Genomic DNA, 21020 nt, shown 5'->3' with positions numbered 1-21020 from the left:
AGCCTTTTTTTATGACTGCTTTGTCTTTTTCAAAAACTTTTCACGACGAGATTTCATCGCCTTTGTTATATACCCACCTTTAAAATTACGTGGTTCAAAGGAAACGATAAAGGCACTTGGCTCATATTCACTAACAATCTTAATAAATTCTTTTTCACGGTCTCTTCTCGCTGTACAAGCTAATAAATAACGAATAGAGTTCATTCCTTCCACCTCTGAAGTGGATACACTAAAACCGACTTCTCGAAGACGGTGAACGAGCTTATCGTTTCGACTCATAATATTAACTTCAAGTGTCACATAACCAATCGCAAGTTTCTCTTCAATTATTGCTCCTATATATAAACCAACCCCAAAACCGACGGCATACGCAATCATGTTTAAATAATTAGATAAATCAGCAAAGACTAAACCTAAAGCAACAACGTAAACAGCTCCTTCTAATATACCAACCGCTGCCGCTTTCTCTTTCATCCCTTTAACCATCATAATTGTACGAACCGTTAAAATCGGGACATATAATAGCTGGACAACCAAAATAATTAATGCACTAATCACGACTAATAACCACCTTTCTCATTTGCCTCAGAATACCTTTTTGTTTGACAAAATCCTTTTCAAGAGTACTAGAAATAAGGGTGATTGACTATCTTTTTTTTGTGTAATTTTCATTTATTTTTGCCTGCTTATTTTATACATCTTTCTTATGCTCATACTATCCTATTGTTGATGGTTTAAAAGCAATTGTAAAAAGAACAGATGCTGCATGACACAACATCTGTTCCACTTTTGTCCGAATCGCTCATGAACCATTATAATACACCGATTATACTTCAATTGTGATTACTTTTGTGTTTCCGGCCTCAACTTGAGTAGTCGAGATGGTTTGTACACTTTTTAAATCTTCTTGGTTCGTAATTACCATCGGCGTTAATGTACTATTTGCTTTTTCAGTGACAAGCTTTAAATCAAAATCGACCAAAGCATCTCCGACTTCTACAGCATCCCCTTCTTTTACATGTGCCGTAAAGCCCTCACCATTCATTTTGACCGTTTCAAGACCAATATGAATGAGAACCTCTACACCTTCATCTGTTTTAATACCTACTGCATGTTTTGTTGGAAATACTTGAACAATGGAACCTTTTACCGGCGAAACAACTTGTCCATCAATTGGTTCAATTGCGATGCCATCCCCCATCATCTTTTGTGAAAAAGTCGGATCAGGTACATCTTCAATTTTCACAAATGATCCTGACAACGGGGCAAATATATCCACATTTGTTACCTTCTTTGGTCCATCATTTTTCTTATTTTCCTTTTTATCCAAACCAAATAATTTCTTTAACATTTTTACACACACCTCTTTAAACTCATTTTCTCTTCAATTATATCATGTATATACAAGTATTTCTTTGAAGAGCTTTTGCTTATCTTTTCCCAAAAGTACGTATCAATGAAACATTAATTTCATGAGATTGATGACATATGCCCAAACCAATTAAACTTATGACCATACACTATAGGGAAGAGTTTAGAAAGGAGCTGAAAGATAATGGGTTACGGTTTTGAAGGTGGATTCGGATTTACATTTATCGTTGTCTTATTCATTCTTTTAGTCATCGTAGGCTCTGCTTACATCGGCTAATTAAAAAATGAGTGAAATCGGCCCTATATTAATAGGGTCTTTATTTTTTTCCTCAAAAAAAAGAACCTCAAAAAGTGACAGAGGAGTTTCAACACATTTCTTTATTATGATTCAACGACTAAAAGAAAGAATAAGTACAGGACGTACCAAAAAGGTGCACTTAATAATGTTGCCCAAAAGAAACCAATCATTGTTCCTTGAGCTATATCCAAAATCATCCCTCCTTTAGGATTTGTCCCTTTATTGTAACTGACTTTTGTAAAGGATATATAAAATCAATGCAAATATTAAATAAAGATTTATTCCTTTTGCTCTCTCGTATGTCCTTTTCGATCGTTGCCAATTTCAAACAAACCAGTAGCAGATAAACCAGCTATTCCACCAGCCCATAATCGTAAAGCCAAATCTAAATCGGTAAAAGGATAAGCAAGTGCACCAATGACTAAACCAACAACAAAAGATAACACAGGAATATAATTTTTCGGTATCGTCACCGTTTTTTTGATCAGCTCAATCATCGCTAAAATAATCGGACTTAGGATCGTTGCGAAAATAAGAATCGTCTCCATCGCTTCACCTCATTTATTTTTATTTGGACAAGCTTATTTAAAATCATATGTTGAGAGAACTGTTTTCATCACAACTTTCAAACATCCCTTAAAACATTTATGAATTTTCTCATTAATCTTTCTATTTCAATAGATGCAAAAAAACCTTTTCTTGTCACAGCATTTGCACTATACTTACCACTATAAGTTTCAAAAAGACATACTCATATAATAGCAAGAATAAGGCTTGCGAGTTTCTACCAAACTACCGTAAATAGTTTGACTATGAGTGAATAAAGATGAACCCAATCAAACACATTTTCTGTGTTTATTTTAGGTCATTTATTCACGAATTTCTATTTGTGAGTAAATGACCTTTTTTCATTTTTAAAATTTTAAGGAGGAATAAATGATGCAACTTTTAAAAGAGGCGATTCGTGATAAAGGAAATGTTCTTTCAAACGATGTGCTGAAAGTAGACCATTTTTTAAACCACCAAGTCGATACAGATTTAATGATAGCGATTGGTTTAGAGTTTGCAAAACGATTTGAGAATGAAAAGATTACGAAGGTATTAACGATTGAATCTTCTGGGATTGCCCCAAGTTTAATGGCAGCCAATAAGTTAAGAACCCCGTTAATTTTTGCTAGAAAGAAAAAATCATTAACGATGAATAACGATGTCTTTGTCAGCCAAGTATATTCTTTTACAAAACGTGAAACGAACGATATTACCGTTTCCAAAGATTTTTTGCAAGAAAATGACCGTGTCTTAATCATTGATGATTTCTTGGCAAATGGACAAGCAGCAAAAGGCTTAATCGACATCGTCAAACAAGCTAAAGCAGAAGTAGCTGGGTTTGGAATTGTGATTGAAAAATCCTTCCAAGATGGACGTGAACAACTCATTAATGAAGGCTATCGTGTCGAGTCATTAGCTCGTATTCATTCACTCGAAAATGGGCAAGTATATTTTGTTGATGAATTAGCAAAAACAAACTAATAAAAATATAAACCATCCAAATAGTTTTTTTAGGGATGAAGAGGAGAGTTCAATGTCAACTAAGAGTGTCGTATACCCTTGGTACAAAAAAGAAGATACGGATGCCTTTTTCGCTTTACTACAAAACAATTTAGCGAATTTCGTTTTAATTGCCGTGACGATGCTTGGAATGGGCTTCCCTTCTAGTATCGTATTTGGAAAAGTGATACCAGGTGCCGCTGTCGCCGTTATCGCGGGAAATCTTTATTATGCTTACTCAGCTAATCGTTTAGCCAAAAAAGAAAACCGAACAGATGTAACAGCCCTCTCTTATGGAATTAGTACTCCGGTTATGTTCGTTTTTTTATTTGGGATTTTAGGACCAGCTTTAGCGATTACAGGTGATCATGAGCTTGCTTGGAAAATTGGTGTTGCCGCTGCTTTAATTAGTGGGTTCATCGAGGTCGCTGTCTCATTCACTGGAAACTGGGTTCGTCATAACTTACCTAGGGCCGCCCTCCTTGGTGCATTAGCCGGTGTTGCTTTAACTTTTGTTGCTGGTGAGATGTTATTTCATACCTTTTCTGTCCCAGTCGTCGGTTTAGTCGCATTAGCAATTATCATCGTTGGAATTATTGGAAAAGTTTCAATGCCGTTTCGTATTCCTACTTCTTTATTTGCTATTATTATTGGTACTTTACTTGCCTTTCTATTAGGCTATCAATCTATTTCTGATTTTACGAACGCTTTTGAACATATCGGCTTTTATCCATTTTTACCATCGATTGCATTCTTTGAAGGTTTTACCTATCTATTTGGTGCATTAGTTGGATTATTTGCTGTTTTAATTCCAATTTCTTTATACAATGCCGTTGAAACCATGAATAATGTGGATGCCATGTCTGCTGAAGGTGACTCTTATGACGTACGTGAATGTCAAGCGGTCGACGGCATGGGAACAGTTATCGGAGCTTTCTTTGGTGGACTTTTCCCAACGACTGTTTATATTGCTACTGTCGGTTCAAAAAAGATGGGCGCAGGCCGAGGATATAGCATTTTAAATGCTTTAGTATTTGCTGTCCTTGCTTTAACGGGTGCGGTCGCTGTATTATCCGCTCTAATACCAATGGCTGCCATTGCACCTATCCTAGTTTTTGTTGGGATTTCAATGGTTGCGACTAGCTTTTCTTCCAATGAGAAGAAATACTACCCAGCCGTGGCGATTGCGATGCTCCCATATTTAGGAAACTATATGATGACAAGATTTAACAATGCAGCACCTGAAGTGGTCGCAGGTATTTCAGAAGGGATTGTTCCACTTGGACAAGGGGCGATGTTTACCGCGATTATCCTAGGAGCGGTAACCGTTTGTATTATTGATAAAGACTTTATAAAAGCAAGTATTTTTTCTGTTATTGCTGCTTTCTTATCCTTTATCGGCTTAATGCATTCCCCGTCCTTAACATTTAATGCCGCTCCAGACTTTATGTTAGGATATCTGCTTGTCGCTGCTTTCTTTGTTTATTTACACTTTGCGAATAAACCGAATCAGCAAATAAATGAGCACGAGAAAAAGAACGCCGCATAAACTTACTATTCAAACCAGAGATAAAAGGCTCTTCCATAAGTTCATCCAAACGAACTTATGTGGAGAGCCTTTTTATGTTCTCAAGATATTTTGAGCGGTTTTATAGGTGTTTCAGATTCGGAAATACCGTGATGGGGCGGACTTTTTTCATATCAAGACCGGCCATACGGCGATTGGCGGCTTTTCTCCCTTTAACAGATAAATTATTTCTCCAAACTTGCTTTCATTTCTTCTACAGATTCAATCTCAAAGCCTAAATCGGTTAACATTTGCTGATCTTTTGTTTCTTCTTGTCCGGCAGTTGTCAAATAATCCCCTACAAAAATTGAGTTAGCGGCATAAAGCCCTAAAGGTTGGAGCGTACGCAGATTCACTTCCCTTCCTCCCGATACGCGAATTTCCTTCGTTGGATTAATGAAACGAAATAAGGCCAACACTTTTAAACAGTAAAGTGGATTTAATTCCTCGACCCCTTCAAGTGGTGTCCCGTCTATTGCATGTAAAAAGTTAACAGGAATAGAATCTGCATCAAGATATTTTAAACTAAAAGCCATATCAACGACATCTTCTTTTGTTTCTTTCATCCCAACAATCACACCTGAACATGGAGACAGCCCTGCACCCTTGGCCGTTTCCACTGTATTAACCCGGTCGTCGTATGTATGTGAGGTTGTAATGTTTAGATGATTATTTTTGGATGTATTAATATTATGATTATAGCGATCAACACCCGCTTCTTTTAACTTCTGTGCTTGTTCCGGTTTTAACAATCCAAGACAGGCACATATTTTCATTCCGTATTTTTCCTTTATTTCTTTTACAGCTTCAACGACTTTATCGACTTCTTTATTCGCCGGACCTCTCCCACTAGCTACAATACAGTACGTGCCAATATTTAATTCATACGCACGTTTCGCCCCTTCCACAATCGTCTCTTTTTCAACAAACCGATAGGAATTAATCGGTGCTTTTGAAATAGACGATTGTGAACAATAACCACAATTTTCTGGGCATAAACCCGACTTCGCATTCATAATCATATTCAACTTCACTTTTTTCCCATAGTAAAACTTTCTTATTTGAAAAGCCGCATGCATAAGAAGTAAAACATCATCATCCGGACAATCTAAAATCGAAAGTGCCTCTTCATTTGTCAGCTCAACACCAGCTAACACTTTTTCTGAGAGTTCCATCCATTCAGTCATCATCTGCCCCCATTCGAAAACAATCATTTTTTAAGTAACTACATTTTTGTTAACCTATAATATAATATGGTTAACAATATAAAAATAATAATATTAATCTCATATTCTGTCAATTGTTTCAGAGAGTTTGATGGTACTCCCTTTTATTATTCATAAAATAGGAATCCGTACCATAATTTCAAGATTTCATTAATTTCATTACTTATCACCAAACAAAAAAGCCCCGCTCAAAGGCTAAATTAGCCTGTTGAACGAGTCGTCTTTGTCAGTTTCCTATCTACTCCTCATAAATCATTTTTTTCGTCATTCCCCCATCAATCGTTATATTTTCTCCATTCATAAAATCATTAGCAGAGTCAGTTAGAAAAAGACAGGACCTTGCAATATCTTCGGCGGTTCCTACTCTTTTAGAGAAATGTTGTTCATGATCTACTTTACGCAGCTCGGACTCATCCCCATTATGTATCCAACCTGGGCTAATTGAATTTACGGTAATTTTCTCATTTTGTAAGGAAGCTGCTAAAGCATGTGTTAAAGTAATGATCCCCCCTTTTGATGCTGCATATGCCTCGCTATTAGGCTCGGACATATAAGCTCTAGTAGAAGCAATGTTCACAATCCGACCTCCATGTTGATTTTTTTTCATCACCGTTGCAACTTCTTTAGATAATAAAAAAACACTTGTTAAATTGGTTTTTATTATGTCCTCCCATTCCACTAATGTTAATTCAAACAGCGATTTCATGCGAGATACACCCGCATTATTAATCAAAATATCAATCTGATCTACTTGTTCCATTATGGCCGTGATCGCTTGTTTAATGTCGCTTTCACTGCGAACATCACATATAAGCGAATGCACTTTATAATGATTCTCTATTAAAGGCTGACAACTTGTTTCTAAACGCTCCTGATTAACATCCAGTGCAAAGACAATAAATCCTTTTTCTGCATACGTTTTGGTTACTACTTTTCCAATTCCATTAGCCGCCCCTGTAACGATGACAACTTGTTTATCCATTTTTTTCACCCCTCGACCATCTATCCAGTAAATACCAATAGTGTACATTTGCACCTTTCATTTGTAAACCAAAAAGCCCTTAAGCATGAATGATCTCACTTAAGAGCTTTAATCATTTACTTAACCTTCTATTTTCACATTATACGTTCTCATCCAATAATCCATTTGCACAAAATGAGCAAGAAGCTGTGGACCTGCCATTAACTGACCAAAATACGGTTTCCCTGTTGGAAGTCCGCCTGTATCAGCGATTTCTTGCAAACGTTCCTTATTAATAAAATCAAATAATGGACCATCCTTTTCCTTTAAAATTCGTTTCATTTTTTCTTGCACTGTTTTTGTGTAAACGGGGTGATGCGTTTTCGGATAAGGGCTTTTTTTCCGATAAAGTACATCATTTGATAATACCCCTTCTAAAGCCTTTCTTAAAATGCCTTTTTCTCGGCCATCAAGTTGTTTCATTTCCCACGGGATGTTCCAAACATATTCAACTAATCGATGGTCAGAAAACGGAACACGGACCTCTAAGCTTGCCCCCATACTCATCCGGTCTTTTCTTTCGAGTAAATTGGTCATAAACCAAATCATATTTAAATACGCCATTTCACGCCTGCGAGACTCGGTTTTATTATCCTTTGCAAACTTTGGTGTTTCTTTAATCGTGGCTTTATAACTTTGATACACATGCTCTTTTAAATCAAGCTTCTTTTTCCATTTATCATTTAATAAAGCTTCACGTTCATCAATGGAACGCATCCAAGGGAAAAAATCTAAATTTAATAAATCCTCACGATAGAACCATGGGTAACCACCAAATATCTCATCGGCACATTCTCCAGAGAGACCGACCGTCACATCATTTTTGATTTCCTTACAAAACCATAACAAAGAAGAATCAATATCAGCCATTCCCGGTAAATCCCGCACTAAAACAGCTTCCTCCAAATAATTAGCCAATTCTTCAATGGAAATAATAGCATTATAATGTTTTGTATTTAATTCTTTAGATACTTTTTTTATCCAAGGAGCATCGGAATTCGGTTGGAAGTCATTCGCTTTAAAATATTTATCATTCTCATCATAATCAATGGAATAACTTCGGATTTGTCCTTTGCCTTCTTCCTCATAAATTTTGGCAGCAAGAGCGGTTAATGCACTTGAATCGACTCCACCTGACAAAAACATTCCAACTGGTACATCGGCAAAAAGCTGTCTTTTGACAATATCTTTTAATAAGTATTGAATATGTTCAGCTGTCTCTTCGGTAGAATGCACATGTTCTATGCCTTTTAACGTCCAATAACGACTAATTTTTGCTCCATTTCGGTCATAAATCAGCAAATGTGCAGGCCTTAATTCATTTATGTTCTTATAAATTCCATGCCCTGGTGTTCGTGAAGGACTTAACCCAATTATCTCTGCCAAACCATCCCTTTCAACGATCGGCTCAATGTCACGATGTGCAAGTAACGCTTTTAGTTCTGAGGCAAACAGCAGCCTGCCATGAGCTACTGTATAAAATAACGGTTTAACCCCAAGACGATCTCTTGCCATAAATAAACTCTGGTCTTGCTCATTCCAGATCGCAAACGCAAAAATACCATTTAATTTTTCTAAACACTGATAACCCCATTCAATGTATGACTTTAATAAGACTTCTGTATCTGAATGACCATTAAATGTATGACCTAGTTTTAATAATTCACTACGCAAATCCTCTGTATTGTATAACTCTCCATTATAGACGATCGTATAGGTCTTATTCTTGACAACACGTTGCATCGGCTGAGCTCCACCTTCTGGATCAACGACAATAAGACGTGCATGCCCAAAACCAACATGTTGCCCCGTCCATACATTTAAATCATCTGGCCCCCTTTTATTTAGCGTAGTTGCCATTTTTAAAACTTCTTCTTTCTCTTTTCGCATATCAAGCTGCCAATCAATCCAACCTGTAATACCACACATGTATCATCAGCCCCTTTGGGAATAATTTTCTCATAATGTCTCTTCTACCTTATCTCTGGGCTCCCTCATTCCTTATCATATTCAGCTTCATCTGCGATCGTTCTTCTTTCAACTGGTTTCAATCTTGTTTCTCTTCAGTCCTTTCTCATGCAAGTATTTGATGATGAATTGAAAACCCTTCCAAAAAACCATCCCATATTTGTTCATAATCATCGGTAATTTTTGACGAGCCCTTTTATTGTTTTCTTCGTTAATTTGTTCTAAAATGAACAACATCACAATAAAAATGACTTAATTGGTCATATGGTCATTTTTTAAAAATCGAAAGGACTTTATTATGTTAAAAAATAAACGAAAACTCATTTTAGATGCTGCCGCTGAATCTTTTTCCATGTATGGCTTTAAAGCAACAACCATTGATCAAGTTGCCAAACTAGCAAATGTCGGAAAAGGGACTGTCTACACAACCTTCAAAAATAAAGAAGATCTTTTTAATGCCGTTTTACAAGAAATTATTGCGGAAGTACAGGAAGTTTTTCATCGCTCTATCTCTGAAAAAAGGGATCTTTTTGATAATATCAGTTCGGCCTTAGAAGAGCTTTTGACATTCAGAAAGCAACATCAATTTATGACAAAGCTTCACCATGAAATGAATGTATTTGCTTCTGAAAATTCCAAAAGAGCCTTAAAGGAAATCGAAAATGTCATTATCGATTCCATTGATCAACTTTTAAAACAAGCGGAAGAGAACAAGAAATTTCAAACAACCCATCGCCATGTTACCGCTTATTTAATGTATAAAACCTATATTCTGCTCGTCTCTGATTATGAAGAAACCTATAAACCACTAAAACAAGATGAAATTATAACCATCTTTAAATCACACTTTATGAGTGAAATGAAAACAACATAACTTTATGCTTATATCAACAAATCGAGGTGTATTATGAACGGATTTTTAACTGAATTAAAAGGAATATGGAAGGATAAAAAACTATTTATCGCCTTACTCGGTATTGCGGTTATGCCCTTATTATATGGCGGATTATTGATTAGTTTCTTTTGGGATCCATACGATCAAATTGATCAGCTTCCTGTTGCGGTTGTAAATGAAGATCAAGGAGCTGAATTTGAAGGGGAACAAATTCATGCTGGTGATGATTTTGTGGACGAATTAAGAGAGGATCCTGCTTTTTTATTTGATTTTGTGACAAAGGAAGAAGCGGAAGAAGGTCTCGAAAACTTTGATTATTATTTCTATGTCGAAATCCCTACTAACTTTTCTGAGAAAATCCTTTCTGTGCAAAACACAGATCCTGACACTCCGTCGATTTTTTATGAAATAAATGAAGACTATAATTTTGTCACTTCACAAATTGCTAGTACAGCTATTTCTACAATGGAAGAAGAGCTTTCTCGTTCGTTAACATTTGCTTATATAAAAGTTGCAAATGATGTCTTTAGCCAAATGGCTGATGCGATTATTTTGTTAAATGAAGGTTCAGCTGAAATTATGGAAGGGACGGAAAAGGCTCATGGCAACTTGGAGTCATTAGAAGCTGCGATTGAACAGTTAGCAGATGGTTCAAATGAAATTAGTCATGGTATACACGAGGCTTCTAGCGGAGTAACAGAGTTCTTACTACAGGCTCAGCAATTACAAGAACAATTACAACAGTCCCATTCATTACAGCAAACGGAAGAAAAATTAGCTCATTTTCAAACACAGAATAAACAATGGATCCAAACACTTGAAAAAGAACCTATTTCAAAATTAGCTGAAGAGTTAGAACCAATGCAAGACCATTTTGACGAGTTTTATCATTTTCTTACCAACACTTCTTTACAACTCGCCGACATATCTACTCAATTAGATTCACTTTCTTCTGAACTTGAACAATTCGAAGTAGGCATAAATGAAATGATTGAAAGCATTCAATCTATCCTAAAAGAGCTTCAAAAAGTATCCAATCAGATAGAAAATCATCAAAGCATTACGTCACAAAATTTAAAGGATGTTCAAAACCTTTTAAATGATGCCCAGTCTAATCTACTTTTGCTTAATAAAACACTTGATCAATTTGCCCCAATCTTGGACGATCATTTACCAGAATGGCGAGAAATCGAAGAAATTACTTTATGGTATAACCAAATGCAAAACGGTGTGGAAAATGGGTTACAATCACAAAGTAACGCCATCAATCGTTTAGAAAAATCGATCGATGAAAGCGAAAAGAACAATAACGAGCTCAATAATCATATCGATGATGTTATTCAATTGTTAGAAGACTTTATACACACTTTAGAAAAGCAAGAACAAAGAGGATTTTCACTGATTGAAACACTCTCTCAATCGATGGAAAAATATCAAAGTTCCATTGATTCTCTCTTGCAAAAGGTTGATGAAACGACTGATGTAATTCCTTCTTTTGTTGATATTAGCTCAAATGCGGTTGATTTAGAAACGAAATTACTGAGCCAACTTCAAGAACTTGATAACGGCATTCAATCTATTTCCACGACTTATCATGATGCAGTAGCTATGAGCAATGAAGCAATAGACGGATTTGCAACATTAGATAATGGCTTAAAAGATTTAGATGAAGGGAGTTCTTTATTAACTGAAAAATTAGCAGAAGCAAGTGATGGCACTCATCAATTAACCGAAGGCTTACTTTCTTTATATGAAGGGGCAGAACGTTTATCTAACAACATGCAGTCTTTAGAAGACACGGTCTTACAAGTTGACCCAAATGACGATCAACAAAAAATGCTCTCTCATCCGGTCCAATCAACAAGTAAGCATACTGAGCAAAATTACTCTTATGGAGAAGGATTGAGTCCGTACTTTTTATCGATTGGTTTATATGTTGGTGGGTTAACTTTATCGATTATCTTCCCATTCCGAAAACCGCTTGGACTACATGAAAACTGGTTACATTGGTTTACAGGAAAACTTGGTGTCGTCTGGATGATTTCGATGATTCAAAGCTTATTCGTTAGTTTATTTTTAATATTTGTCATAGGGCTTGATACGACCCACCCTATCGCCTTTGTTTTCTTTAGTTTGTTTACCGGTCTTGTTTTTGTCACCTTTATCTTTTCACTTGTTAGTATTCTAGATAATCCTGGACGGTTTGTTGCGATCATTTTACTTATTGTTCAGCTCGGTGGTAGCGGTGGAAGTTTTCCAGTCGAATTATTATCATCTCCATTACAATCTATCCATGGCTGGCTACCGATGACCTATTCTGTCTTAGGTTTTCGCTCACTCATCTTTATGGAATCGACGTCACTTGCTGGTCAAAGTGTATTGTTTTTAAGTGGGTTGCTTGTCTTATCTATTGTGCTAACATTAGCTTTCTTTAAATTAACCTTTAACAAGCACGGACAGTTTGAAAAGTAATTTCATGAGTTCTATATGGGATTAGTAATGGTTTTATAAATTGAAAAACGAGAAGTTCAAGTGGGCTTCTCGTTTTTTCTTCCTTCATCTCCAAGTTAAGACACTCACTTTACTACTGGCGAAGTTATTTTTTCTTTAATTGTTTGCCTGCGATCTTTTCAATCACCGTTGGCATGAGTTGATAAAATTTTGAACCGAAGCCCATCCAACTTGGTAAATTTAATTCTCTTTTTGGCTTTTCAATTAATTGCACGACTCTTTCGGCCACATATTCTGGCTTTAGCATCATCTTCCCGACATTTTTGACATATGACCCAGTTTTGTCAGCTCGGTCAAAAAAAGGAGTTTGAATCGGTCCTGGATTGACGGCACTTACTTTCACACTGTCATCTTCTACTTCCATTCGTAAACTATTCGTAAATCCTAATACAGCATGTTTTGTGGCCGCATATACACTGGACTTTGGTGTTGCGAGCTTACCTGCTTGAGAAGCAATTTGAATAATATGACCTCCTTTATTTTCAATCATATAAGGGAGCACGGCCTTTGTCATCGCAATCAAACCGAACACATTTACTTCAAACATCTCGACAATATCCTCCGTTTTAGCATCGATAACAGAGTCGAATATGCCCAAACCCGCATTATTGATTAAAACATCAACCGGGTGGCCACTTTTCACTAAATGACCCACGACCTCATTTACCTCCTGGTCAGAACGGATATCAACTTGACAAGTCAAAAGCCTGCCATTATATCCTCTCGCCTCTTCCTCAAGCTGGTTTATTTTCTCTTCATTTCTTGCTAGCACAATTACATGATAGTCTTTTTTTAATAATTGAAAGGCAATCTCTTTACCTAACCCACTAGTCCCACCTGTAACCCAAATCGTTTTTTTCATTTTCCCTCACCTATCTACTTCATCTTATATTTTATTAAAACCATAAATGCACTTAGTCACTGTGGAAACTTCACTCTTTTTTTTATCTAATAACTCAACTTTCGCATCGAGAAAATCCGTTCAACGAGCTGGCCGAGCAAAAGGGAAGCTCTTAAACAAATGCCCTTGGCCGGAGGGCCTCATTTTAGTGAACAGATTCCTTCAACAGCCTACGAAGAGATGTGTTCAGACTGTCAACGATTGAACCGTTCATGTAAAGTCAATTTGAGTATTGTATCGCCCTAAAGTCAATCTCTATCAACGGTTAAGAGTCGATCATACTCTGCGAAAGTTCAGTAATAATTAGAAAATATTCAAACTCACTTTAATTAAATAAAGTCTTTTTTGTTTATGGGCTTGACGTGTTTTCCTTCTTCACTATATACTAAAGAAAATCATTTGAGATAAAATAAGTTTACACAATAACATGACATTTTTATAGACATACGCGTTGAGAGGAATTAGTAAATTAAATTCATGTCTAAAGAGAAAAGGATTCATCGGCTGAAAGATCCTTGACCCCTGAAATGATTGAACCTGTCCTTGAGCAGCTAGCAAACCTAGCCGTTCCCCCACGTTACGGGTACGAGTGGGCATCTATGTAGATGTCAAACAAGGTGGTACCGCGGAGATAGGCTCTTCCGTCCTTTTATAGGATCGGAGGGCTTTTTTTATATTTTTAAATAGAAAGAAGGAGAAGAGAATGAAACGTCAACGAATCGTCGTCAAAATTGGGAGCAGTTCATTGACAACTCCATCGGGCTCACTTAGCATCAACAAATTAACAGAGCATGTTCAAGCCTTAAGTCGATTAAAAAAGCAAGGACATGAAGTTATTCTTATCTCTTCAGGTGCTGTAGCAGCCGGGTTTTCTGCCCTTGGTTACCCAACAAAACCTGTGACAATAGCTGGAAAACAAGCAGCCGCTTCTGTTGGTCAAGGTTTACTGATGCAAGGTTATATTGAGCAGTTTCAAAACGAAGGGATTATTCCCGCCCAAATCCTACTAACAAGAGATGATTTTTCGGACCGTCATCGTTTCCAAAATGCCTATTCGACCATTAGCGAAATATTAAAACGAGGTGCTCTACCGATTATTAATGAAAATGACTCCACTTCAATTGAAGAATTAACATTTGGTGATAATGATATGCTTTCCGCTCTTGTAAGTGGTTTTATCCATGCCCATATCTTATGTATTTTGACGGATGTCAATGGCTTATACAGTGCCAACCCGAACCTTGATCCTACAGCCGAAAAATATGATCAGCTGAAAGAAATAACACCAGAATTACTTGAAATGGCTGGTGATAGTGGCTCAAAAGTAGGCACAGGAGGAATGAAATCAAAAATATTAGCAGCCGAAACCGCCCTCTCACTTGGCGTTAATGTTTTTATCGGAAAAGGAGCTGGAGAAGATAAATTAATTGACATCATTGCAGGTCATGGTGATGGAACATATATCGGTTCATTTCAAGCTGAAGCGATGATGCCAACGAACAAACAATGGATTGCTCTTCACTCCACGAGTAGTGGCTCAATCACAGTCGACCGCGGAGCAGCTTTTGCTCTACACTCACTCGGAAAAAGTCTTTTACCAGCTGGGGTGTTACACATTGACGGTATTTTTAATCGGAATGAAGTCATTGATGTTTACAATGAAGAAGGCTTATTGATTGGGAAAGGAAAGTCAAATGTTTCTTCCGGAGAACTCAATCAAATTAAGGGACTTTCCAGTCTGGAAGCAAAACGAACCTTTCATTTAAACAAACCTGAAGTCATTCACCGCGATCATTGGGTGACAATAAAAAAATCTTCATCAATATCTAAATAATATTTTTAGGGAGAGTGAATAAAGATGAATGAATTAAGAGAAAAAGCAAAACGAGCCAAAGAATTAACCGTTGAACTCGGTCTCAAAACGACCGAAGAAAAAAATACCGCATTGCTTTCAATGGCCCAACAATTAGTGAAAGAGCAATCCTTTATTTTAGCAGAAAATAAAAAAGATCAGGAAGCTGGCAGACAAAATGGCTTAAATGACGGCTTAATTGATCGTTTATCTCTAACAGAAGCTAGAATAAAGGATATGGCTGAAGGACTAAAACAAGTCGCTCAGTTAAACGATCCGATTGGCGAAGAACTCGAGCAATTTACAAGACCGAACGGGTTAACAATTCGGAAAGTTCGTGTCCCACTAGGAGTGATCGGAATGGTGTATGAAGCACGTCCAAATGTGACCGTCGATGCTTCGAGCCTTTGCCTTAAAGCAGGTAATGCGGTTTTATTACGTGGTAGTTCTTCAGCGATTCACTCTAATAAAGCAATCGTCGCGGTTCTCCACCGAGCGTTAGAACAAACAACAATTCCAACAGCGGCGATTCAATTAATTGAAGATACGAGCCATGAAACTGCCGCAGAATTATTTAAGCTTAATGAATTTGTTGATGTCCTCATCCCACGAGGTGGTTCTGGATTAATTCAAACCGTCGTTCAAAACGCAACGATTCCTGTATTAGAAACCGGTGTTGGCAACTGCCATATTTATATCGATGATTCAGCTAAAAAGGAAATGGCCCTGTCTATTGCCGTAAACGCTAAAACACAGCGCCCCTCTGTTTGTAATGCGGCCGAAACGATTTTAGTCCATCAAACATGGGCGGATAAACATTTGGATGATTTAGTCACCATTCTTATTGATAAAAATGTTGAGGTTTATAGTGATGCTACATTAAAAAACAAGTTTCCTCAGTTTCAATTAGCGACTGAATCAGACTGGGCCGATGAATACTTAGATTTTAAAGTAGCTTTAAAAATAGTTCCAACTGTCACTGAGGCTATTAGTCATATTTCAAAATATGGCACCTATCATTCAGAAGCGATCATTAGTGAAACAAGTGAAAATGTTGAGGCCTTTTTAAATCAAGTTGATGCAGCTGCTGTTTACCACAATGCCTCTACTCGTTTTACAGACGGTTTTGAATTTGGTTTTGGGGCAGAAATAGGAATTAGTACACAAAAGCTGCATGCACGAGGACCAATGGGACTAGAAGCCTTAACCTCTACTAAATATCATGTGCTCGGAAATGGACAAATAAAAAAGTAGGTGAAAACTTTTGGATAAAAACATTACCTTTTTAGGAGCAGGCTCCATGGCAGAGGCCATTATCGCTGGCCTTTTAAAGAAAAAAATTGTGGCACCTAGCCAAATCACGGTCACAAATTTAAAAGATAAAGAGCGTCTCCAATATTTATCAGCAACCTATCACGTTCAAACAACAAATGATCGTCCAAAAGCGGTTGAACAGGCAGACATTATTATTTTTGCAATGAAACCAAATGGAATTAAAGATTCAATCGAAGAAATAAAAAGTGTTGCATCAGAGAAACAACTTTTCATTTCCGTGCTCGCTGGCATTCCAACCATTTTTATTGAAGAACTATTAAGTATACCCGCTGCAGTCATTCGTACTATGCCAAATACTTCGGCCATTGTTGGAGCATCTGCAACGGCGATGTGCAAAGGACAATTTGCTACTGATAAAGATTTAAACATCGTTCAAACCCTACTAGAGGCGGTCGGAATCGTTCTTACAGTAGATGAAGAAAAAATGGATGCTGTTACTGGAATCGCCGGAAGCGGCCCTGCCTATCTTTATTATTTCGTCGAAGGGCTTTACCATGTTGCAGCCCAATCTGGACTAACAACAGAAGAAGCGACCAAGCTTATTACCCAAACGATTGTCGGTGTAGGCAAACGACTAGAAACTACCCAAAAATCAGCAGGTGAACTTTATCAAGAAGTGATGAGTCCAAATGGAACAACAGAAGCAGGCTTTCAAATACTGGAACAATATCATACCCAGCAAAATTTTGAAGAAGCCGTTTCAGAAGCGATTACACGCTCTAAACAGTTAGGTGCCGTATTTAGTGAAAAAAATTAAACGAAGATCCGTAATCAACCAAGTCAGCTTTAAAGGATTTGGTTGATTTCTTTTCTTCATGCAGAAAAAACCATGATATACTTTTATGTGGAATTGATTTTATTGGTTAAGGAGAAACAATCATCGTATGAAAAAACAGTCCACTCTTATTTATTTTAGTGAGAAAATTGTTAGTCACCGCTATTTTACAAGGATTATCATTACTTTAATTTTACTAAATGCTCTTCTAGTTGGCCTTGAAACGTACCCTTCTTTAAGACAAGAATACGGTTCCTTGTTTCATGTACTTGATGTTATTTTATTGTGGATTTTCACTTTAGAAATTTTAACTAGATTTCTCGCAACGACACCGAAAAAGGATTTCTTTAAAGGGGGCTGGAATTGGTTTGATACCATCATCGTCCTCTCAAGTCATATTTTTGTCGGCGGACATTTTATTACCGTTCTCCGTATATTAAGAGTTTTACGTGTCTTAAGAGCGATTTCAGTCATTCCCTCTTTACGAAGACTCGTTGACGCCTTAATGTTGACGATTCCTGCTTTAGGAAATATTTTAATTTTGATGAGCATTATTTTCTATATATTTGCCGTATTAGGCACGATGTTATTTGCTAATGTAGCTCCTGAGTATTTTGCCAATCTCCAGCTCTCAATGCTAACCCTCTTCCAAATTGTTACATTAGACTCTTGGGGTAGTGGTGTGATGAGGCCGATCTTAGTGGATATCCCGTTTGCCTGGGTTTATTTTATTGCTTTTGTGTTAGTCGGAACGTTTATTATCTTTAATCTATTTATCGGGGTTATCGTCAATAACGTCGAAAAAGCAAATGAAGCCGAAGTAAAAGATAAACTAAAAGAAAAGGAAGAAGCCGCTCAAAAACAGATGGATTCACTACATGAAGAGCTAAAAGAAATCAAACAATATTTAAAATCAATCGAAAAACAAAATCGCTCTTCTTAAGTCCATTTATGACACCTAGATAAACAAAAAAGTCGACAAATTCTTTTAAATGATTTGTCGACCTTTATTATTGAATTATTGCACAGTTTCTTCTTTTACTCCACCAAAAAACTCTTCATATAAAGCTTTAATGCTCGCTTTTGTATCTTTTTCATTAACGGCAAGCCCTAAACTGACTTCAGACGATCCTTGGTTTAACATTTCAATATTCACATTGGCCTTCGCTAAAGCGGCTGTTGCTCTTGCAACAAGTCCAATCGTATTGTGCATCCCCTCTCCAACAATCATAATCATGGCAAAATCATGCTCAATATGTACATCATCGACATCTAATTCATCAGAAATGCGTTTCACAATTCGCTCTTCATTTTCAGGATTTAATTGGTCTTGTCGTAAAATAATCGTCGTATCATCAATCCCTGAAGGAATATGCTCATAGGATAAACATTCATCCTCTAAAATTTGTAACAGACGCCGACCAAAACCAACTTCTCTATTCATCAAATATTTACGAACATAAATAGCCGAAAACCCTTCATCAGCCGCAATCCCAATAACTGGATTTAAAAAATATTCTCGTTCAGCAATGATCATCGTCCCACTAGATATTGGATTATTTGTGTTTTTAATACAAACTGGAATACTATTTTTGAAAGCTGGAATTAACGCTTCATCATGGAAGACAGAAAACCCTGCATATGATAATTCACGCATTTCACGGTATGTCATTTTTTTGATTTTCACTGGTTCCTTCACTACGGTTGGATTTGCTGCAAAAACTGAGTCGACATCTGTAAAATTTTCATACAAATCTGCTTTTACACCCGCAGCTAAAATAGATCCTGTTATGTCAGAGCCACCTCGGGGGAATGTACATAACGTCCCATTTTTAGAATAGCCAAAAAATCCTGGAAACACGATGATATCATCTCGGTCATTTAATTGTTTTAAATGTTCGTAGGCCTCTGGTAACACTTGAGCGTTTCCAGGCTCATCACTAACTAATAACCCCGCATCTTTAGGGTTCACATAGTTTGCATGAAGGCCAATACTTTGTAGATAAGCAGCGATCAATTTCGCATTATTATCTTCCCCACTCGCTTTAATTAAATCGATAAATTGCTCATAATTGTCTTTCGAGTGACTAATCCGTTCTCTTAAATCAGCTTCAATCGTTTCGATAATTTGCAGATTCAATTCTAATTCTTCGGCGATCGATTGGTAACGAATAATAACATCGTTTAATTCTGGTTCACCATTTCTCCCTGCTAAACAAGCATCAGCAAGGGCAATTAGTAAATCGGTTACCTTTGTATCGTCCTGATCCCTTTTTCCTGGAGCTGATACAACAATAATTTTCCTGTCCGCGTCCTCTTGAATAATGGCTGCTACTTTTTTAATCTGATTAGCATTTGCTACTGAACTCCCACCAAATTTAGCTACTTTCATTCTCTCCAGCTCCTAATCAATTTCTCTCTTTTTAATTTTTTGAACATTCTAACTATATCATATTGTAAATCCTTTCGCAAAAGGTGTTACAAAGGGTGGAACGCGTAATTATTGGCTCTCATCCACTCAACGTGAATGAGAGAATCAAAGCCTAGAATCCTTCCACATTGTTCACCTATTCTTACTTGTCCATTTACTTTTTCAGTGGACTTAAGCCTGGCTACCCAATCCTAGAACTCTATCCAATATAAAAAAGCTTGTTGACCATCTCATAAAACGAGGCATAGTCAACAAGCTGAAGCTAAAACAAAGGATTAAGCTGTAAACCAAACAACAAATAGTGGCTTTTTCTCCATTGGCATTATTTCGATTGTACACGTTGATTCTGCTGCATACCCTGAATTAATCGCTGATTGAATCGATACTTCATCAATGTTATTAGTAAACTCTGCTTGATCAAAACAAGCAGGGGCACTGTATTCCATTAAGGTATGATCAATGATGACACGGCTATCTGAAGCTGTTTCTGAAGTGATAGGTATTGTAAAACCACCAACCACTAATAAAATAAATACGATAATAGCAGAAGCGATTGTTTTTTTCATAACATTTCCTACTTTCTTGTCTAGTAATCCATTGTAGTGTAATATGAAGGAACCTTTCCTGCAAGCGATTTGATTAGATAATTGAAATAATAGAGGAGAAATCTACATGGAGACAAATTCAAAAAGAAAGGATAGTAAGAAAATTCACTTTTACTATCCACTAATGTTTGAATCCGATTTGGATCCGACCATTCAAACAGCTACTGCTGAAGTGACCATACAAATACAAAGTCATCACAAACTAAATCAAAAAGAAGTATTAAATGACTTTCACCTCTTTTTTCAATCCCAATTGTTATCATTAGAAGCATTACAACAATTTATTGAAGCTCAAACGAAAACCCTTAATGCGACATTTATGGAACTTCAAGTTTCTTTTTATTGGTTTTATAGCAAAAGTGAAATCGAAATGTATGAACAAAACCTTGTCACCTATCATCTTCAATATGAACAAAAAAGCAGTCAATATCAGTTTGAAACCATACTTGCTAGCCCACTTTCTTCATTCTGTTTAGAATTTTTATCGTTAAAAGAGTCGTCTCCATTATCAACAGATATTTTGCAACTAGCTGTCACCGTTGTGGATCCTTCTCAATCATGGAAAGAGAAGTTACTAAATCTAGTCATAACCTCAGCTAATCAAACCACCTCTTCTACACAAGAATTAGTAAGAAACGTCCAAAAAAAGCTTCATAACGATAAAAGTTATAAAGCTTCACATGTTTGTATAATAACTGACTAAGTTATACAACAAA

19 protein-coding genes, 1 riboswitch and 1 other annotated feature are annotated in these 21020 nt (G+C 36.7%); of the genes, 10 read left to right on the top strand and 9 right to left on the bottom strand.

All coding sequences use genetic code 11. The features are described from left to right. Window positions 1-9: 9 nt before the first annotated feature. Together AA0017_RS06535 and AA0017_RS06530 are read right to left on the bottom strand one after the other, a co-directional pair. Window positions 10-558, bottom strand: coding sequence for a DUF2179 domain-containing protein (locus AA0017_RS06535; RefSeq protein WP_413380263.1), 549 nt, complete (start codon window positions 556-558; stop codon window positions 10-12). A gap of 268 nt (window positions 559-826) precedes the next feature. Then, a complete protein-coding gene (locus AA0017_RS06530; RefSeq protein ID WP_413380262.1) occupies window positions 827-1351 on the bottom strand; it encodes a PTS glucose transporter subunit IIA in 525 nt (174 codons plus the stop codon). 204 nt (window positions 1352-1555) lie between these two features. Between AA0017_RS06530 and AA0017_RS06525 the strand changes: the two genes are divergently transcribed. Further along, the gene (locus AA0017_RS06525; protein ID WP_081939266.1) at window positions 1556-1648 is read left to right on the top strand and encodes a YjcZ family sporulation protein; all 93 of its coding nucleotides are present in this window, start codon (window positions 1556-1558) and stop codon (window positions 1646-1648) included. Between the two features lie 299 nt (window positions 1649-1947). On the opposite strand, the gene AA0017_RS06520 is transcribed toward AA0017_RS06525, so the two are convergent. After that, on the bottom strand, window positions 1948-2217 hold the full coding sequence (locus AA0017_RS06520; protein WP_413380260.1) for a holin: 270 nt from the start codon (window positions 2215-2217) through the stop codon (window positions 1948-1950). A gap of 183 nt (window positions 2218-2400) precedes the next feature. After that, a riboswitch (purine riboswitch) is annotated at window positions 2401-2502 on the top strand. A 106-nt stretch (window positions 2503-2608) separates the two neighbouring features. On the opposite strand from AA0017_RS06520, the gene AA0017_RS06515 reads away from it, so the two are divergent. Together AA0017_RS06515 and AA0017_RS06510 are read left to right on the top strand one after the other, a co-directional pair. After that, complete coding sequence (locus AA0017_RS06515; RefSeq protein ID WP_413380259.1) at window positions 2609-3199, top strand: xanthine phosphoribosyltransferase; 591 nt, start codon at window positions 2609-2611, stop codon at window positions 3197-3199. Window positions 3200-3251: 52 nt separating this feature from the next. After that, window positions 3252-4766 carry an NCS2 family permease gene (locus tag AA0017_RS06510; RefSeq protein WP_413380258.1) on the top strand — a complete coding sequence of 505 codons (1515 nt, stop codon included), beginning with the start codon at window positions 3252-3254 and terminating at the stop codon, window positions 4764-4766. A 203-nt stretch (window positions 4767-4969) separates the two neighbouring features. On the opposite strand, the gene bioB is transcribed toward AA0017_RS06510, so the two are convergent. From bioB to asnB, 3 genes are all read right to left on the bottom strand, one after another. Continuing rightward, window positions 4970-5971 (bottom strand): biotin synthase BioB, encoded by a 1002-nt coding sequence (gene bioB, locus AA0017_RS06505; RefSeq protein WP_413380257.1) that lies wholly within the window; start codon window positions 5969-5971, stop codon window positions 4970-4972. A 277-nt stretch (window positions 5972-6248) separates the two neighbouring features. Beyond that, window positions 6249-6992 carry an SDR family NAD(P)-dependent oxidoreductase gene (locus AA0017_RS06500; RefSeq protein WP_413380256.1) on the bottom strand — a complete coding sequence of 248 codons (744 nt, stop codon included), beginning with the start codon at window positions 6990-6992 and terminating at the stop codon, window positions 6249-6251. Between the two features lie 120 nt (window positions 6993-7112). After that, a complete protein-coding gene (gene asnB / locus AA0017_RS06495) occupies window positions 7113-8960 on the bottom strand; it encodes an asparagine synthase (glutamine-hydrolyzing) (protein ID WP_413380255.1) in 1848 nt (615 codons plus the stop codon). Between the two features lie 337 nt (window positions 8961-9297). Here asnB and AA0017_RS06490 point away from each other — a divergent pair, with 337 nt between their 5' ends. Both AA0017_RS06490 and AA0017_RS06485 read left to right on the top strand, forming a co-directional pair. Further along, window positions 9298-9873, top strand: coding sequence for a TetR/AcrR family transcriptional regulator (locus AA0017_RS06490; RefSeq protein ID WP_413380254.1), 576 nt, complete (start codon window positions 9298-9300; stop codon window positions 9871-9873). A 33-nt stretch (window positions 9874-9906) separates the two neighbouring features. Further along, complete coding sequence (locus AA0017_RS06485) at window positions 9907-12366, top strand: YhgE/Pip family protein (protein WP_413380253.1); 2460 nt, start codon at window positions 9907-9909, stop codon at window positions 12364-12366. Window positions 12367-12490: 124 nt separating this feature from the next. Here AA0017_RS06485 and AA0017_RS06480 read toward each other — a convergent pair whose 3' ends face one another. After that, a complete protein-coding gene (locus tag AA0017_RS06480) occupies window positions 12491-13267 on the bottom strand; it encodes an SDR family NAD(P)-dependent oxidoreductase (protein ID WP_413380252.1) in 777 nt (258 codons plus the stop codon). Between the two features lie 481 nt (window positions 13268-13748). After that, window positions 13749-13958: a binding site (T-box leader), on the top strand. 51 nt (window positions 13959-14009) lie between these two features. Between AA0017_RS06480 and proB the strand changes: the two genes are divergently transcribed. The 4 genes from proB to AA0017_RS06460 all read left to right on the top strand — a co-directional run bounded on the left by proB (window position 14010) and on the right by AA0017_RS06460 (window position 18211). Continuing rightward, window positions 14010-15140, top strand: a complete 1131-nt coding sequence (gene proB / locus AA0017_RS06475) for a glutamate 5-kinase (protein WP_413380251.1) — start codon at window positions 14010-14012, stop codon at window positions 15138-15140. A 24-nt stretch (window positions 15141-15164) separates the two neighbouring features. After that, complete coding sequence (locus tag AA0017_RS06470; RefSeq protein WP_413380250.1) at window positions 15165-16412, top strand: glutamate-5-semialdehyde dehydrogenase; 1248 nt, start codon at window positions 15165-15167, stop codon at window positions 16410-16412. Between the two features lie 10 nt (window positions 16413-16422). Continuing rightward, window positions 16423-17250, top strand: coding sequence for a pyrroline-5-carboxylate reductase (proC, locus tag AA0017_RS06465; RefSeq protein WP_413380249.1), 828 nt, complete (start codon window positions 16423-16425; stop codon window positions 17248-17250). 127 nt (window positions 17251-17377) lie between these two features. Then, on the top strand, window positions 17378-18211 hold the full coding sequence (locus tag AA0017_RS06460) for an ion transporter (protein WP_413380248.1): 834 nt from the start codon (window positions 17378-17380) through the stop codon (window positions 18209-18211). A gap of 75 nt (window positions 18212-18286) precedes the next feature. Here the strand turns inward: AA0017_RS06460 and AA0017_RS06455 are convergent, their stop codons facing one another. Together AA0017_RS06455 and AA0017_RS06450 are read right to left on the bottom strand one after the other, a co-directional pair. Next, complete coding sequence (locus AA0017_RS06455; protein WP_413380247.1) at window positions 18287-19660, bottom strand: aspartate kinase; 1374 nt, start codon at window positions 19658-19660, stop codon at window positions 18287-18289. 314 nt (window positions 19661-19974) lie between these two features. Further along, window positions 19975-20265: a hypothetical protein gene (locus AA0017_RS06450; protein ID WP_413380246.1), complete on the bottom strand. Its 291-nt coding sequence runs from the start codon at window positions 20263-20265 to the stop codon at window positions 19975-19977. 106 nt (window positions 20266-20371) lie between these two features. Between AA0017_RS06450 and AA0017_RS06445 the strand changes: the two genes are divergently transcribed. Continuing rightward, the gene (locus tag AA0017_RS06445; protein WP_413380245.1) at window positions 20372-21007 is read left to right on the top strand and encodes a hypothetical protein; all 636 of its coding nucleotides are present in this window, start codon (window positions 20372-20374) and stop codon (window positions 21005-21007) included. Window positions 21008-21020: the final 13 nt, after the last annotated feature.

It is taken from the genome of Alkalihalobacillus phoenicis (assembly GCF_047302405.1).
Classification (GTDB): domain Bacteria; phylum Bacillota; class Bacilli; order Bacillales; family Bacillaceae_D; genus Alkalihalobacillus.
Note: the sequence above shows the minus strand (reverse complement) of the source record. Positions and strands in the feature narration are given on the sequence as shown.